Raw genomic sequence first — 15,699 nt, 5'->3', positions numbered from 1 at the left:
GTTGGGTTGAGGCGCGCAGCGCCGAAGCCCAACGGAGGATGCTGGGCGCAGCGCCGAAGTCTGGCCGGGCGTCGGCGATTGATGGTCGCGGTGCTTCGCTGCGCCTAGCGCCAACCTACAAATGAAAGGGCCCGGTCATTTGACCGGGCCCTTTCATCGTCTCGGCGCCGTCAGGCGTTCTGCTGGACGTGGCCGAACAGCTGCTGGGAGAAACGCACGCGTTCCTCCGGGCTTTCCTGGATGCCTTTCTTCTTCAGCTCTTCCAGGCGTGCCTCGACGGCGTGGGCGCGGTGGGTCAGGCCGCAGTCGTTGGCGATCTGGATGTTCAGACCGGGGCGGGCGTTGAGCTCGAGGATCAGCGGGCCCTTGTCCTGGTCCAGCACCATGTCCACGCCGATGTAGCCCAGGCCGCACAGCTCGTAGCAGCCGGCGGCCAGCTTCATGAAGCCGTCCCAGTTCGGCAGTTGCACGCCGTCCACCGCGTTGGTGGTGTCCGGGTGCTTGCTGATCTTGTTGTTCAGCCAGGTGCCGCGCAGGGTCACGCCGGTGGCCAGGTCGACGCCGACGCCGATGGCGCCCTGGTGCAGGTTGGCCTTGCCGTTGGACTGACGGGTCGGCAGGCGCAGCATGGCCATCACCGGATAACCCATGAGCACGATGATGCGGATGTCCGGCACGCCTTCGTAGCTGATGCTCTTGAAGATGGTGTCCGGGGTCACCCGGTACTCGATCAGCGCGCGGTCGCGGTGGCCGCCCAGCGAGTAGAGGCCGGAAAGGATGTTGGAGATCTGCTGCTCCAGCTCCTCGTGGCTGACGATCTTGCCGGACACCGTCTTGAAGCGCTCCTCGAAGCGGTCGGCGATCACCAGGATGCCGTCGCCGCCGGCGCCTTGCGCCGGCTTGATGACGAAGTCGGTGCGCCCGGCGATGATCTCGTCGAGCTTGTCGATGCCTTTCTCGGTGTCGATGATGCCGTACAGCTCGGGCACGTCGATGCCGGCCTCGATGGCCCGCTCCTTGGTGATGATCTTGTCGTCGACTATGGGGTAGAGGTGCCGTTTGTTGTACTTCAGCACGTAGTCCGCATTGCGTCGGTTGATGCCCATGATGCCCTTGGCTTCAAGGGCCTTCCACGTCTTGATCAGGCCGAACATGGCGTTAGTCCTTGAGGAAGGCTTTGAAGCGGAACAGTTCGGTCAGGCGGTAGCCGCGGTAACGACCCATCGCCAGCATAAAGCCCACCAGGATCATCAGCACCGCCGGGAAGGTGAACACGAAGTACACCAGCTCCGGCACGCTCATCAGCAGGTGCGCCAGGGTGGCGGCGACCAGGGTGCCGATGGCGACCTTGAAGGCATGGCTGCCGCCGCGCTCTTCCCAGGTGATCGACAGACGCTCGATGGTCATGGTCAGAATCACCATGGGGAACAGCGCCACCGACAGACCGCGCTCCAGGCCCAGCTTGTGGCTGAACAGGCTGATGGCGGCGATCAGCACCACGACGAAGGTCAGTACCACCGACAGGCGCGGCAGCATCTGCAGCTTGAGGTGCTCCAGGTAGGAGCGCAGCGACAGGCCGAGTGCGGTGATCACGGTGAACAGGAAGATGCCGAAGCCCAGCTGGGTCTCGCGGAAGGCCAGGGCGATCAGCACCGGGGTGAAGGTGCCGAGGGTCTGCAGGCCGCCGAGGTTGCGCAGGATCAGGATCACCAGCACGCCGATGGGGATGACGATCATGATCTGGAAGGTCTGCTGGGTCGACAGCGGCAGGCCGTACAGCGAGTACTCGAGGAAGTCGGCGTCGGTGGTTTCGTCGGTCAGCTTGGCCAGGCGAATGGCGTTCATCTCGCTGTTGTTCAGGCTGAAGCTGACTTGCGCCTGCTTGCCGCCCTCCAGGCTGACCAGGTCGCCATCGCCGATCCACCACACCAGACGGTCGGCCGGCAGACCCTGTTCGCCGCTTTCCGGGTTGAAGTACAGCCACTTCTCGCCGTTGAAGCTGCGCAGCCAGAGTTCCGGCGACTGGCTGGTCTCGGCTTGCAGGCGAATGGTGTGCACGCGCTCCATCGGCACGTGGGCGATGGACAGCAGCAGGTCGATCACCTTGGCCTTGTTGGCCGTGGAGGCGTCGCCGCCGAGCAGCAGCTTGACGTTGTCGTCATTGGCGTTGTTGACCCGCTTGATGGTCTCGCTGATGAAGGTTTCGACGTCGGCCGAGTGCTGGCGGATGGGCGCGAGCAGGGCGTCGGCGGCGATCTTCTCCGCACCTTCGACCGGGATGCTGTCGCGGAAGATCGGCCCCTTGGCCGGCGTCTGTTCGCCGCTGTAGCGCTTGGTCAGCACCAGGCGGTAGTAGAGGGTCTGCTTGCCGCTGGCGCGACGGGCCGACCAGGTGACGCGGCGGTTGCCGTCGGCACGGTTGACGCTGACGCCATAGTTGTTGGAGATGAAGCTCTCGTTGAGGCTGACGTAGTCCTGGTTCAGCGGCGGCACGTACATCTGCAGCTTGACCGGCTCGCGCGGGCTGGCCTGGAACTCGACCTTGGCGTCGATGTTCCACAGGTCGTCGGTCTCGTCTTCGGTCACCGGAATGCCGAGGATGAAAATTTGGTATGCCGTAATCAGAACGCCCAGGGCCACCAGCAAGGTGATCAGGACTTTCAGATGCAGGTTCAGAGAGCGCATGGGGAGTTACTCGCCAGGGGTTGCGTCAGAGTCGCAGCCGGGTTTGCCGGCGGCGTATTTAAGGCTTGGATCGACCAGGGCTTCGAAGTGCTTGAGCGCTTCGGAGCCGATCAGCAGCGGGTATTGGAATGCACTACGGTCGGTCAAGTTCACTTCGATGGTGCGCAGGGCCTGACCCATGCACAGCTGCAGCTCGATCACCGGGCGCGCCGTGTAGGTCTTGCCTTCATCCGGGTCGTAGTCGCCGGCGCGGCGCTTGATCTTGCTGATCCGTGCCAGCGGGCGTTCGATGGTCTGCTCCTGGCCGCCGTCGATGGCCAGGACGAAACGCACCCAAGTCTCGCCGTCGCGCTTGAAGCGTTTGATGTCGCGGGCGCTGAGCGAGGCGGTCTTGGCGCCGGTATCGAGTTTGGCGGCGACTTCCAGGTCGAAGTCGAGCACGCGGGTGTATTCGTTGAGGCCATAGACGGTTTTGCCCACCGCGAGACTCGGGCAGGACAGGGCCAGCAGGCAAAGCAACAAGGCGAAGGGCTTGAGTGTCATAAGTCCTTGAAGGGAATGTTGCCAGGGGCGTGTGGGCGACTGGCGGCGGATAACCGGCGCGTTTGCTTGCCAGGAGTCTAGCAGGCATGGCCGGGCGCAAGGCCCGGTCTGAGCGGGCGCCATTCTAGCATGGGGTTTTTCCGTGCTGACAGACGCTTATGTAGCTTTCTGCAAGTAAGGTCGGCGGTTGGCTGGCGGAGTGGCCTGCTACAGATTGTCGACAATGACTAATTTTTCTTTGACAAGAACCGGTCGTAAGCTTATTTTTTCGCCATTGCATAGCCATGGTGTCGACAATCATGTTGATCGATTCAACGCTCACCGCTGCGCCCCAGGCCGATTCGGAGACGCTTTCCGAGCACGTCTTTCGCCTGATCCAGGCCGCCATCGTCAAAGGCGAGATCGCCCCCGGCAGCAAGATCTCCGAGCCCGAGCTGGCGCGCACCTACGGCATCAGTCGCGGGCCGCTGCGCGAAGCGATCCACCGTCTGGAAGGGCAAAAGCTGCTGGTGCGCGTGCCCCATGTCGGCGCGCGAGTGGTTTCGCTGTCGCACGCCGAGCTGATCGAGCTGTACGAGATCCGCGAATCCCTGGAAGGCATGGCCTGTCGCCTGGCCGCTGAGCGCATGAGCCAGGGCGAGATCGACGAGCTGCGCCGGGTGCTGGACACCCACGAACGCGACGAGGCCTTTCAGGCCGGCCGGGGTTACTACCAGCAGGAAGGCGATTTCGATTTCCACTACCGGATCATCCAGGGCAGCGGCAACGAGACCCTGGCCAAGATGCTCTGCGGCGAGCTGTATCAGCTGGTGCGCATGTATCGCCTGCAGTTCTCCTCGGTGCCGAACCGGCCGCGCCAGGCGTTCGCCGAACACCACCGCATTCTCGATGCCATCGCCGAGCGTGACGGCGAGCTGGCCGAACTCCTGATGCGCCGCCATATCGGCGCCTCCAAACGCAATATCGAGCGCCATTATCTGGATGCTCAGTCCAAGACAGCCAAGAAACGAGGTGAGTCATGAGTCAGCTTTCCCCCGGCCAGCGTTTTCGCCAGGCCCTCGCCATCGAGACGCCATTGCAGGTGATCGGCGCAATCAACGCCAACCATGCGCTGCTGGCCAAGCGCGCCGGTTTCCGCGCCCTTTACCTGTCCGGTGGCGGCGTCGCGGCCGGCTCCCTGGGCCTGCCGGATCTGGGCATCAACACCCTCGATGACGTGCTCACCGACGTGCGCCGCATCACCGACGTGTGCGACCTGCCGCTGCTGGTGGATATCGACACCGGCTTCGGCCCTTCGGCCTTCAATATCGAGCGCACCATCAAGAGCCTGATCAAGGCCGGCGCCGCCGCCGCCCATATCGAGGACCAGGTCGGCGCCAAGCGCTGCGGCCACCGTCCGGGCAAGGAAATCGTCTCCTGCGAGGAAATGGTCGACCGCGTGCGCGCCGCCGCCGACGCCAAGACCGATCCGGATTTCTTCCTGATCGCCCGTACCGACGCGATCCAGGCCGAGGGCGTGGACGCCGCCATCGAGCGCTGCCAGGCCTACGTCGAGGCCGGCGCCGACGGCATCTTCGCCGAGGCCGCCTATGACCTGCCGACCTACAAGCGCTTCGTCGAGGCCCTGAACGTCCCGGTGCTGGCCAACATCACCGAATTCGGCGCCACCCCGCTGTTTTCCCGCGACGAGCTGGCTTCGGTCGGCGTGGCCATCCAGCTCTACCCGCTGTCGGCCTTCCGTGCCGCCAACAAGGCGGCAGAAGCGGTCTACACCTCGATCCGCCAGAACGGCCACCAGAAGGACGTGATCGAGCTGATGCAGACCCGCGCCGAACTCTATGACCGCATCGGCTACCACGCCTTCGAGCAGAAGCTCGACGCGCTGTTCGCCGCGAAAAAATAACAATGCATCAACCGGATTCGAGGAGATAAGAGATGAGCGCCGAAACCACTGCCGGCTTCAAACCGAAGAAATCGGTCGCCCTGAGCGGCACCGCCGCCGGCAACACCGCCCTGTGCACCGTCGGCCGCACCGGCAACGACCTGCACTACCGCGGCTATGACGTGCTCGACTTCGCCAACCGCTGCGAGTTCGAGGAAATCGCTCACCTGCTGGTGCATGGCAAGCTGCCCAATGTCGCCGAACTGGCCGGCTACAAGGCCAAGCTCAAGGCCCTGCGCGGCCTGCCGGCCGGCGTCAAGGCCGCCCTGGAGACCCTGCCGCCGTCCGCCCACCCGATGGACGTGATGCGCACCGCGGTGTCCGTGCTCGGCTGCCTGCAGCCGGAGAAGGACGACCACAACCACCCGGGCGCGCGCGATATCGCCGACAAGCTGATGGCGTCCCTCGGGTCCGCATTGCTGTACTGGTACCACTACAGCCACAACGGCAAGCGCATCGAGGTGGAAACCGACGACGACTCCATCGGCGGCCACTTCCTCCACCTGCTGCACGGCGAAAAGCCTCGTGATTCCTGGGTGCGCGCCATGCACACCTCGCTCAACCTGTACGCCGAGCACGAATTCAACGCCTCGACCTTCACCTCGCGGGTGATCGCCGGCACCGGCTCCGACATGTTCAGCTGCATCGCCGGCGCCATCGGCGCGCTGCGCGGGCCCAAGCACGGCGGCGCCAACGAGGTGGCCTTCGAGATCCAGAAGCGCTACGACAACCCGACTGATGCCGAGGCCGATATCCGCGCCCGCGTCGAGCGCAAGGAAGTGGTGATCGGCTTCGGTCACCCGGTCTACACCGTCAGCGACCCGCGCAACAAGGTGATCAAGGAAGTGGCCCGCGAGCTGTCGGTGGAGCAGGGCAACACCAAGATGTTCGACATCGCCGAGCGCCTGGAAAGCGTGATGTGGGAAATCAAGAAGATGTTCCCCAACCTCGACTGGTTCAGCGCCGTGAGCTACCACATGATGGGCGTGCCCACCGCCATGTTCACCCCGCTGTTCGTCATCGCCCGCACCGCCGGCTGGTCCGCGCACGTCATCGAGCAGCGCATCGACGGCAAGATCATCCGCCCGAGCGCCAACTACACGGGCCCCGAAGACCTGAAGTTCGTGCCGCTCAAGGAGCGCAAGTGATGAACACTCAATACCGTAAAAGCCTGCCCGGCACCGCGCTGGATTACTTCGACGCCCGCGAGGCGGTCGAGGCGATCCAGGTCGGTGCCTGGGACAAGCTCCCCTACACCTCGCGCGTGCTCGCCGAGCAGCTGGTGCGCCGCTGCGATCCGCAGGAACTGACCGCCGCGCTGGAGCAGCTGGTCCATCGCAAGCGCGACCTGGATTTTCCCTGGTACCCGGCGCGGGTGGTCTGCCACGACATCCTCGGCCAGACCGCACTGGTCGACCTGGCCGGCCTGCGCGACGCCATCGCCGAGCAGGGCGGCGATCCGTCCAAGGTCAATCCGGTGGTGCCGACCCAGTTGATCGTCGACCATTCGCTGGCCGTCGAGGCGCCGGGCTTCGACCCGGATGCCTTCGAGAAGAATCGCGCCATCGAGGACCGGCGCAACGAGGACCGCTTCCACTTTATCGACTGGACCAAGACCGCGTTCAAGAACGTCGACGTGATCCCGGCCGGCAACGGCATCATGCACCAGATCAACCTGGAGAAGATGAGCCCGGTGATCCAGGCGCGCGGCGGCGTGGCCTTCCCCGACACCTGCGTCGGCACCGACTCGCACACCCCGCACGTCGATGCCCTGGGCGTGATCGCCATCGGCGTCGGCGGCCTGGAAGCCGAGACGGTGATGCTCGGCCATCCGTCGATGATGCGCCTGCCCGACATCGTCGGCGTCGAGCTGACCGGCAAACGTCAGCCCGGCATCACCGCCACCGACATCGTCCTGGCCATCACCGAGTTCCTGCGCAAGGAGCGCGTGGTCGGTGCCTGGGTCGAGTTCTTCGGCGAGGGCGCCGACAGCCTGACCATCGGCGACCGCGCCACCATCTCCAACATGTGCCCGGAATACGGCGCCACCGCCTCGATGTTCTATATCGACGGCCAGACCATCGACTACCTCAAGCTCACCGGCCGCGAGCCGGAGCAGGTGGCACTGGTGGAGAACTACGCCAAGACCCTCGGCCTGTGGAGCGATGCGCTGAAGACCGCCGAGTACGAGCGTGTGCTGCGCTTCGACCTGGGCAGCGTGGTGCGCAACATGGCTGGCCCGAGCAATCCGCATCGCCGCCTGCCCACTTCGGCGCTGGCCGAGCGCGGCATCGCCGACGAGACCAAGCTGCAAGCCGGCAAGGGCGAAGAAGCCCAGGGCCTGATGCCTGACGGCGCGGTGATCATCGCCGCCATCACCAGCTGCACCAACACCTCCAATCCGCGCAACGTCATCGCCGCCGGCCTGGTGGCGAAGAAGGCCAACGCCCTGGGCCTGGTGCGCAAGCCCTGGGTCAAGACTTCATTCGCGCCGGGTTCGAAAGTCGCCAAGCTGTACCTGGAGGAGGCCGGCCTGCTGCCGGAGCTGGAGAAACTCGGTTTCGGCATCGTCGCCTACGCCTGCACCACCTGCAACGGCATGTCCGGCGCGCTGGAACCAAAGATCCAGAAGGAAATCATCGACCGCGACCTGTACGCCACCGCCGTGCTCTCGGGTAACCGCAACTTCGACGGCCGTATCCACCCCTACGCCAAGCAGGCCTTCCTGGCCTCGCCGCCGCTGGTGGTGGCCTATGCGATCGCCGGCACCGTGCGCTTCGATATCGAGCAGGATGCGCTGGGCACCGATGCCCAGGGTAATCCCATCACCCTCAAGGACCTGTGGCCGAGCGACGAGGAGATCGACGCCATAGTCGCGGCGAGCGTGAAGCCCGAGCAGTTCAAGCAGATCTATATCCCGATGTTCGACCTCGGGACGGTGAAGGAAGCCGACAGCCCGCTGTACGACTGGCGGCCGATGTCCACCTATATCCGCCGCCCGCCTTACTGGGAAGGCGCGCTGGCCGGCGAGCGCACGCTCAAGGGCATGCGTCCGCTGGCGATCCTGCCGGACAACATCACCACCGACCATCTGTCGCCGTCCAACGCCATCCTGGCGGACTCGGCCGCCGGCGAGTACCTGGCGAAGATGGGCCTGCCGGAGGAGGACTTCAACTCCTATGCCACCCACCGGGGCGATCACCTGACCGCGCAGCGCGCCACCTTCGCCAACCCGCAGCTGGTCAATGAAATGGCCGTGGTCGATGGCCAGGTGAAGAAGGGCTCGCTGGCTCGCGTCGAGCCGGAAGGCAAGGTGATGCGCATGTGGGAGGCCATCGAAACCTACATGAACCGCAAGCAGAACCTGATCATCGTCGCCGGCGCCGACTACGGCCAGGGTTCGTCCCGCGACTGGGCGGCCAAGGGTGTGCGCCTGGCGGGTGTCGAGGTGATAGTCGCCGAGGGCTTCGAGCGCATCCACCGCACCAACCTGGTGGGCATGGGCGTGCTGCCGGTGGAGTTCAAGCCGGGTACCACCCGCCTGACCCTGGGCCTGGATGGCACCGAGACCTACGACATCGAGGGCGAGATTTCGCCGCGCTGCGACCTGACCCTGGTGGTCAATCGCCGCAACGGCGAGGTGGTCAAGGTACCGGTGACCTGCCGCCTGGACACCGCTGCCGACGTCAGCGTGTACAAGGCCGGTGGCGTGCTGCAGCGCTTCGCCAAGGACTTCCTCGAAGGCGCGGTCGCCTGATTTCGTAGGGTGGATGGCGCTTTTCCATCCACCGTGGCTGGTTCCACGGTGGATCGGTGAGGCGTGATCCACCCTAGGATTCATTTATCTTCCAGCCAGGACTCACCTATGGCTCATCAACCCCAGATCAAGATTCCTGCCACCTATATCCGTGGCGGTACCAGCAAGGGCGTGTTCTTCCGCCTGCAGGATCTGCCCGAGCGCTGCCAGGTGCCGGGCGCGGCGCGCGATGCGTTGTTCATGCGCGTGATCGGCAGCCCCGACCCGTACAGCGCGCATATCGACGGCATGGGCGGCGCGACCTCGAGCACCTCCAAGTGCGTGATCCTGTCGAAAAGCAGCCAGCCCGAGCACGACGTCGACTACCTCTACGGCCAGGTTTCCATCGACAAGGCCTTCGTCGACTGGAGCGGCAACTGCGGCAACCTGTCCACCGCGGCCGGTGCCTTTGCCATCCATGCCGGCCTGGTCGATCCGACGCGGATTCCCGACAACGGCACCTGCGTGGTGCGTATCTGGCAGGCCAATATCCACAAGACCATCATCGCCCATGTGCCGATCAGCAATGGCCAGGTGCAGGAAACCGGCGACTTCGAGCTGGACGGGGTGACCTTCCCCGCGGCGGAGATCGTGCTGGAGTTCCTCGCCCCGTCCGACGATGGCGAGGAGGGCGGCTCGATGTTCCCCACCGGCAATCTGGTCGATGACCTCGAAGTGCCCGGCGTCGGTACCTTCAAGGCGACCATGATCACCGCCGGCATCCCGACCGTGTTCGTCAATGCCGAGGACATCGGCTACCAGGGCACCGAACTGCGCGAAGCCATCAACGGCGATCCCGCGCAACTGGCGCGTTTCGAGCAAATCCGCGTGGCCGGCGCGCTGCGCATGGGCCTGATCAAGAAGGCGGAAGAAGCGGCTACCCGCCAGCACACGCCGAAGATCGCCTTCGTTTCCCCGCCGAAGAGTTACAAGGCCTCCAGTGGCAAGCAGATAGAGGCTGGCGAGGTCGATCTGCTGGTGCGTGCGCTGTCCATGGGCAAGCTGCACCACGCCATGATGGGCACCTGCGCAGTGGCCATCGGCACGGCCGCGGCGATTCCCGGCACCCTGGTCAACCTGGCGGCCGGCGGCGGCGAGCGCGAGGCGGTGCGGTTCGGCCATCCGTCCGGCACCTTGCGCGTCGGCGCCCAGGCGAAGCGGGTCGACGGCCAGTGGACGGTGACCAAGGCCATCATGAGTCGCAGTGCGCGCATCCTCATGGAAGGCTGGGTACGGGTGCCGGGCGACAGTTTCTGATGGCGAAAACTGGAAAAGGCTCGAAATTGCGAGCCTTTTTCTTTTTGAAACAGCTGGTTGTGGCGATTACTTGAGCCGGCGCTCAACACCTTTTTCCACCAGGATCTTGGCCGAGATTTCCTCCACCGAGAAATGCGTGGAGTTGATATAGGCGATGTTCTCGCGGCGGAACAGGTTCTCCACCTCGCGCACCTCGAACTCGCACTGGGCGAAGCTGGCGTAGCGGCTGTTGGGCTTGCGCTCGTGGCGGATGGCGGTGAGCCGGTCGGGGTCGATGGTCAGGCCGAACAGCTTGTTCTTGTACGGCTTTAGCGCGGCCGGCAGTTGCAGGCGCTCCATGTCGTCCTCGGTCAGCGGGTAGTTGGCGGCGCGAATGCCGTACTGCATGGCCATATAAAGGCAGGTGGGGGTCTTGCCGCAGCGCGATACGCCGACCAGGATCAGGTCGGCCTTGTCGTAGTAGTGGGTGCGTGCGCCGTCGTCGTTGTCCAGGGCGAAGTTCACCGCCTCGATGCGCTCCATGTAGTTGGAGTTCTGCCCGATGGAGTGGGACTTGCCCACCGAGTAGGAGGAGTGCGAGGTCAGTTCCTGCTCCAGCGGCGCGAGGAAGGTGGAGAAGATGTCGATCATGAATCCGTTGGCGGTGGCCAGTACGTCGCGGATGTCCTGGTTGACGATGGTGTCGAAGATGATCGGGCGTGCGCCGTCCCTTTCGGCAGCCAGATCGATTTGTTGTACCATGGCGCGCGCTTTATCGACGCTGTCGATATAGGGACGCGTCAGTTTGGTGAACTGAATATTCTCGAACTGCGCGAGCAGGCTCTGGCCCAGGGTTTCGGCGGTGATGCCGGTGCCATCGGAGATAAAGAAAGCGGTTCGTTTCATTTGCGCCAAAGGCCTTAAGCTGAGTTCGATTCTTGGCTATCATAGGCCGCGTTTTTCGCCGGCCCCACCGGGTTCGGCATTGTTACTTATACAAGGGCCAGGCCACAATCTCGCGATCTTGAGTTCGCCGGACCTTCCAGAGCCCCCTGAGCTTTTCCAACACCGTTAGTGGAGAGATCACCTTGGTAGAGTACGTAGTTTCCCTCGATAAGCTCGGCAATCACGATGTTGAGCATGTGGGGGGCAAGAACGCATCCCTCGGCGAGATGATCAGCAACCTGGCTGGTGCCGGTGTCTCGGTTCCCGGCGGTTTCGCCACTACGGCTCAGGCCTACCGCGACTTTCTCGAGCAGAGCGGCCTGAACGCGCAGATCCACGCGGCCCTCGATGCCCTCGACGTCGACGACGTCAACGCCCTGGCCAAGACCGGTGCGCAGATTCGCCAGTGGGTGATGGACGCCGAGTTCCCGGCCGAACTGGACAAGCAGATCCGTGATGCCTTCGCCACCATGAGCGCCGGCAACGACAATATGGCCGTGGCCGTGCGTTCCTCCGCCACCGCCGAAGACCTGCCGGACGCCTCCTTCGCCGGCCAGCAGGAGACCTTCCTCAACATCCGCGGCGTGGACAACGTGATCCGCGCGGCCAAGGAAGTCTTCGCCTCCCTGTTCAACGACCGCGCCATCGCCTACCGCGTGCACCAGGGCTTCGACCACAAGCTGGTCGCCCTGTCCGCCGGCGTACAGCGCATGGTGCGCTCGGAAACCGGCACTGCCGGCGTGATGTTCACCCTCGACACCGAATCCGGCTTCCGTGACGTGGTCTTCATCACCGGCGCTTACGGCCTGGGCGAGACCGTGGTGCAGGGCGCGGTCAACCCCGACGAGTTCTACGTGCACAAGCCGACCCTGGAAGCCGGCCGCCCGGCGATCCTGCGTCGCAACCTGGGCAGCAAGGCGATCAAGATGGTCTACGGCGACGAGGCCAAGGCCGGTCGTTCGGTCAAGACCGTGGAAGTCGACCGCGCCGAGCGCGCGCGCTTCTGCATCAGCGACGCCGAGGTCAGCGAGCTGGCCAAGCAGGCGCTGATCATCGAGAAGCACTACGGCCGGCCGATGGACATCGAGTGGGCCAAGGACGGCGACGACGGCAAGCTGTACATCGTCCAGGCCCGCCCTGAGACCGTGAAGAGCCGCGCCAGCGCCACCGTGATGGAGCGCTACCTGCTGAAAGAGAAGGGCACCGTACTGGTGGAAGGCCGCGCCATCGGCCAACGCATCGGCGCCGGCAAGGTGCGGGTGATCCACGACGTGTCCGAGATGGACAAGGTGCAGCCGGGCGACGTGCTGGTCTCCGACATGACCGACCCGGATTGGGAACCGGTAATGAAGCGCGCCAGCGCCATCGTCACCAACCGCGGCGGGCGTACCTGCCACGCGGCGATCATCGCCCGCGAGCTGGGCATTCCGGCCGTGGTCGGTTGCGGCAACGCCACTCAGGTGCTGAAAGACGGCCAGGGCGTCACCGTCTCCTGCGCCGAGGGCGACACCGGCTTCATCTTCGAAGGTGAGCTGGGCTTCGACATTCGCAAGAACTCGGTCGACGCCATGCCCGAGCTGCCGTTCAAGATCATGATGAACGTCGGCAACCCGGACCGCGCCTTCGACTTCGCCCAGCTGCCCAACGAAGGCGTGGGCCTGGCCCGTCTGGAATTCATCATCAACCGCATGATCGGCGTGCACCCCAAGGCGCTGCTGAACTTCGCCGGTCTGCCGGCCGAGATCAAGGACAGCGTCGAGAAGCGCATCGCCGGTTACGGCGATCCGGTGGACTTCTACGTCGAGAAGCTGGTCGAGGGCATCAGCACCCTGGCCGCCGCGTTCTGGCCGAAGAAGGTCATCGTGCGGCTGTCGGACTTCAAGTCCAACGAATACGCCAACCTGATCGGCGGCAAGCTCTACGAGCCGGAAGAAGAAAACCCGATGCTCGGCTTCCGCGGCGCCTCGCGCTACATCAGCGAGTCCTTCCGCGACTGCTTCGAGCTGGAATGCCGCGCGCTGAAGAAGGTGCGCGGCGAGATGGGTCTGACCAACGTCGAGATCATGGTGCCCTTCGTGCGCACCCTGGGCGAGGCCTCGCAAGTGGTCGAGCTGCTCGCCAGCAACGGCCTGGCCCGCGGTCAGGACGGCCTGAAGGTGATCATGATGTGCGAGCTGCCGTCCAACGCCATCCTGGCCGAGGAGTTCCTCGAGTTCTTCGACGGCTTCTCCATCGGTTCCAACGACCTGACCCAGCTGACCCTGGGCCTGGACCGCGACTCCGGCATCGTCGCCCACCTGTTCGACGAGCGTAACCCGGCGGTGAAGAAGCTGCTGGCCAACGCTATCGCCGCCTGCAACAAGGCCGGCAAGTACATCGGCATCTGCGGCCAGGGTCCCTCGGACCACCCTGACCTGGCCAAGTGGCTGATGGAGCAGGGCATCGAGAGCGTCTCGCTGAACCCGGACTCGGTGCTCGACACCTGGTTCTTCCTCGCCGAGACTCAACCCGCCTGAGGCCGTGCCTGACGGCGACAAAGGGCGGGTCGATCCCGCCCTTTTTTGTGCACCGCCGTCTCGCAAGCCGCTGTGAAACGATCTCTCCCGGCAATATTTCGTGTAAGCGCTTCCGGTCGTCCGATCCATGCAAAGCAGCAGTGAGCTTTTCCCCGTCGCCCTGATCAGCGCCGAATTGCGCGGCGATCTCAGCGAGGACGTCTACCTTGTCAAACCCAACAACAGCCCGGACTCCAGCGTCGAGCTGGCCCTGACCCGTCTCGGCCTGGCCGGCGCCGAAGATGCGCGAGGGGTGCCGGTGGTGCTGCTGCACGGCAGCTTTTCCAACCGGCGTTTCTGGTACTCGCCCAGGGGCGTCGGCCTGGGCGCGTACCTGGCGCGTGCCGGCTTCGATGTGTGGATCGCCGAGATGCGCGGCCACGGCCTGTCGCCACGTAACGAGGGCTACCGCCACAACAGCGTGGCGCAGTACGTGCGCCACGACCTGCCGGCCATCGCCGCCTTCATCGCCGAGCAGAACGGGCAGGTCGCCCACTGGATAGGTCATTCCCTGGGGGGCATCACCCTGGCCGCGGCGCTCGGCGGCGGCTACCTGGACGCCCGGCAGGTGCGCTCGGCGGCGCTGTTCGGCAGCCAGATCAGCCGCGTCCACTGGCCGCTCAAGCTGCCGCCGGTGGAGTGGAGCGGGCGTCTGCTGCTCAAGGGCCTGCCCTATATTTCCGGGCGGCGGATGAAGCAGGGGCCGGAGGACGAACCCATCGGCATCGCCCTGGAGAGCCTGCGCTGGCACGGCCTGTTCGGCCGCTTCGGCGACCGCGAGCAGGATTGGTGGGCCGGCCTGGCCGGCGTCGAGGTGCCGCTGCTGGCGGTGGCGGCCGCCGGCGACCGTCAGGATCCGCCCTGGGCCTGCCGCAAGCTGCTGCAGCAATGCGCGGCGGCGCCGCAGCAGTTTCTGCTGCTGAGCAAGCAGGGCGGTTTCTCCAGCGACTACGGGCATGTCGAGATGCTGGTCAGCAAGGAGGCGCAGCGCGAGGTCTGGCCGCTGGCCGAGTACTGGCTGAACCACCTGCAGCTGCCGGCGGGTTTCGCCGAGCAGCCCACTGCTACGGGGGCTTGAGGCGGCGCGGGCGTTCCTTCGCCGCGCGCATGCCGTTAAGATGTGACGCGATAAAGGCTTGCGGTCATTTCAGGAGCCGCCGGAGGGGGCATGTTCATCGCGCTGGAGCGCCTGATCAACCTCGACGAGGGCTACCGGCGCAGCTTCCAGGTTGCCGGGCGCAGCCTGTTGCTGCTGGTGGTCGAGGGGCAGCCGGTGCTGCTGGAAAACCGCTGCCCGCACCAGGGCGCGTCGCTGCATGACGCCAGCCTGCAGGGCCGGGTGCTGCGCTGCGCACGCCATGGCGTCGAGTTCGACCTGCGCAGCGGGCAGGCGCTGAACGCCCAGTGCACCGGGTTGTCCCTGTTGCACACGGCTTATGACGGCGACCGCATCGGTGTCGACCTCTAGCCGTCTCACCCATTCATTGCTGAAAGGAGTTTTGCCATGCACTACATCACCCCCGACCTGTGCGACGCCTACCCGGAGCTGGTGCAGGTGGTCGAGCCGATGTTCGCCAACTACGGCGGCCGCGACTCCTTCGGCGGCCAGATCGTCACCATCAAGTGCCATGAGGACAACTCGCTGGTCAAGGAGCAGGTCGACCTGCCCGGCCAGGGCAAGGTGCTGGTGGTGGACGGCGGCGGTTCGCTGCGCCGCGCCCTGCTCGGCGACATGCTCGCCGAGAAGGCGGCCAAGAACGGCTGGGAGGGCATAGTGGTGTACGGCTGCATCCGCGACGTCGATGTGATCGCCCAGACCGAACTGGGCGTGCAGGCCCTGGCCAGCCATCCGATGAAGACCGACAAGCGCGGCATTGGCGATCTCAACGTGGCGGTGACCTTCGGCGGCGTGACCTTCCGCCCGGGCGAGTACCTGTATGCCGACAACAACGGCATCATCGTCGCCCCGCAAGCCCTGAGCATGCCGGAATAAGCCC

The 15,699-nt window shown here is 64.9% G+C and carries 13 protein-coding genes; 9 read left to right on the top strand and 4 right to left on the bottom strand.

Annotated elements, in window-relative coordinates; all coding sequences use genetic code 11:
• Positions 1-170: 170 nt before the first annotated feature.
• The 3 genes from AC1G9C_RS12515 to rloA are packed head-to-tail and all read right to left on the bottom strand — an operon-like array spanning position 171 to position 3,228.
• Positions 171-1,154, bottom strand: a complete 984-nt coding sequence (locus tag AC1G9C_RS12515; RefSeq protein WP_021445811.1) for an alpha-L-glutamate ligase-like protein — start codon at positions 1,152-1,154, stop codon at positions 171-173.
• A gap of 4 nt (positions 1,155-1,158) precedes the next feature.
• Positions 1,159-2,685: an osmotic stress tolerance membrane protein RloB gene (gene rloB, locus AC1G9C_RS12510; protein ID WP_021445812.1), complete on the bottom strand. Its 1,527-nt coding sequence runs from the start codon at positions 2,683-2,685 to the stop codon at positions 1,159-1,161.
• Positions 2,686-2,691: 6 nt separating this feature from the next.
• Positions 2,692-3,228: a retropepsin-like aspartic peptidase RloA gene (rloA, locus tag AC1G9C_RS12505; RefSeq protein ID WP_021445813.1), complete on the bottom strand. Its 537-nt coding sequence runs from the start codon at positions 3,226-3,228 to the stop codon at positions 2,692-2,694.
• A 299-nt stretch (positions 3,229-3,527) separates the two neighbouring features.
• On the opposite strand from rloA, the gene AC1G9C_RS12500 reads away from it, so the two are divergent.
• The 5 genes from AC1G9C_RS12500 to prpF all read left to right on the top strand — a co-directional run bounded on the left by AC1G9C_RS12500 (position 3,528) and on the right by prpF (position 10,223).
• Positions 3,528-4,250, top strand: a complete 723-nt coding sequence (locus AC1G9C_RS12500) for a GntR family transcriptional regulator (protein WP_021445814.1) — start codon at positions 3,528-3,530, stop codon at positions 4,248-4,250.
• Positions 4,247-5,131: a methylisocitrate lyase gene (prpB, locus tag AC1G9C_RS12495; protein ID WP_480410364.1), complete on the top strand. Its 885-nt coding sequence runs from the start codon at positions 4,247-4,249 to the stop codon at positions 5,129-5,131. The genes AC1G9C_RS12500 and prpB overlap by 4 nt, the downstream gene beginning before the upstream one ends.
• A 32-nt stretch (positions 5,132-5,163) precedes the next feature.
• A complete protein-coding gene (gene prpC / locus AC1G9C_RS12490) occupies positions 5,164-6,318 on the top strand; it encodes a bifunctional 2-methylcitrate synthase/citrate synthase (protein ID WP_457787062.1) in 1,155 nt (384 codons plus the stop codon).
• On the top strand, positions 6,318-8,927 hold the full coding sequence (gene acnD, locus AC1G9C_RS12485; RefSeq protein ID WP_480410363.1) for a Fe/S-dependent 2-methylisocitrate dehydratase AcnD: 2,610 nt from the start codon (positions 6,318-6,320) through the stop codon (positions 8,925-8,927). The genes prpC and acnD overlap by 1 nt, the downstream gene beginning before the upstream one ends.
• A 108-nt stretch (positions 8,928-9,035) precedes the next feature.
• Complete coding sequence (prpF, locus tag AC1G9C_RS12480; RefSeq protein WP_480410362.1) at positions 9,036-10,223, top strand: 2-methylaconitate cis-trans isomerase PrpF; 1,188 nt, start codon at positions 9,036-9,038, stop codon at positions 10,221-10,223.
• Positions 10,224-10,289: 66 nt separating this feature from the next.
• Here prpF and ppsR read toward each other — a convergent pair whose 3' ends face one another.
• Positions 10,290-11,108 carry a posphoenolpyruvate synthetase regulatory kinase/phosphorylase PpsR gene (gene ppsR / locus AC1G9C_RS12475; RefSeq protein ID WP_021445819.1) on the bottom strand — a complete coding sequence of 273 codons (819 nt, stop codon included), beginning with the start codon at positions 11,106-11,108 and terminating at the stop codon, positions 10,290-10,292.
• A gap of 182 nt (positions 11,109-11,290) precedes the next feature.
• On the opposite strand from ppsR, the gene ppsA reads away from it, so the two are divergent.
• From ppsA to rraA, 4 genes are all read left to right on the top strand, one after another.
• The gene (ppsA, locus tag AC1G9C_RS12470) at positions 11,291-13,663 is read left to right on the top strand and encodes a phosphoenolpyruvate synthase (RefSeq protein WP_031303835.1); all 2,373 of its coding nucleotides are present in this window, start codon (positions 11,291-11,293) and stop codon (positions 13,661-13,663) included.
• 127 nt (positions 13,664-13,790) lie between these two features.
• Positions 13,791-14,780, top strand: a complete 990-nt coding sequence (locus tag AC1G9C_RS12465) for an alpha/beta fold hydrolase (protein ID WP_457787058.1) — start codon at positions 13,791-13,793, stop codon at positions 14,778-14,780.
• A 90-nt stretch (positions 14,781-14,870) separates the two neighbouring features.
• A complete protein-coding gene (locus AC1G9C_RS12460; RefSeq protein WP_021443658.1) occupies positions 14,871-15,170 on the top strand; it encodes a Rieske (2Fe-2S) protein in 300 nt (99 codons plus the stop codon).
• A gap of 36 nt (positions 15,171-15,206) precedes the next feature.
• Positions 15,207-15,695: a ribonuclease E activity regulator RraA gene (gene rraA, locus AC1G9C_RS12455; protein ID WP_021443659.1), complete on the top strand. Its 489-nt coding sequence runs from the start codon at positions 15,207-15,209 to the stop codon at positions 15,693-15,695.
• Positions 15,696-15,699 lie beyond the last annotated feature (4 nt).

This window comes from Pseudomonas sp. ABa2, from assembly GCF_056676075.1.
Note: the sequence above shows the minus strand (reverse complement) of the source record. Positions and strands in the feature narration are given on the sequence as shown.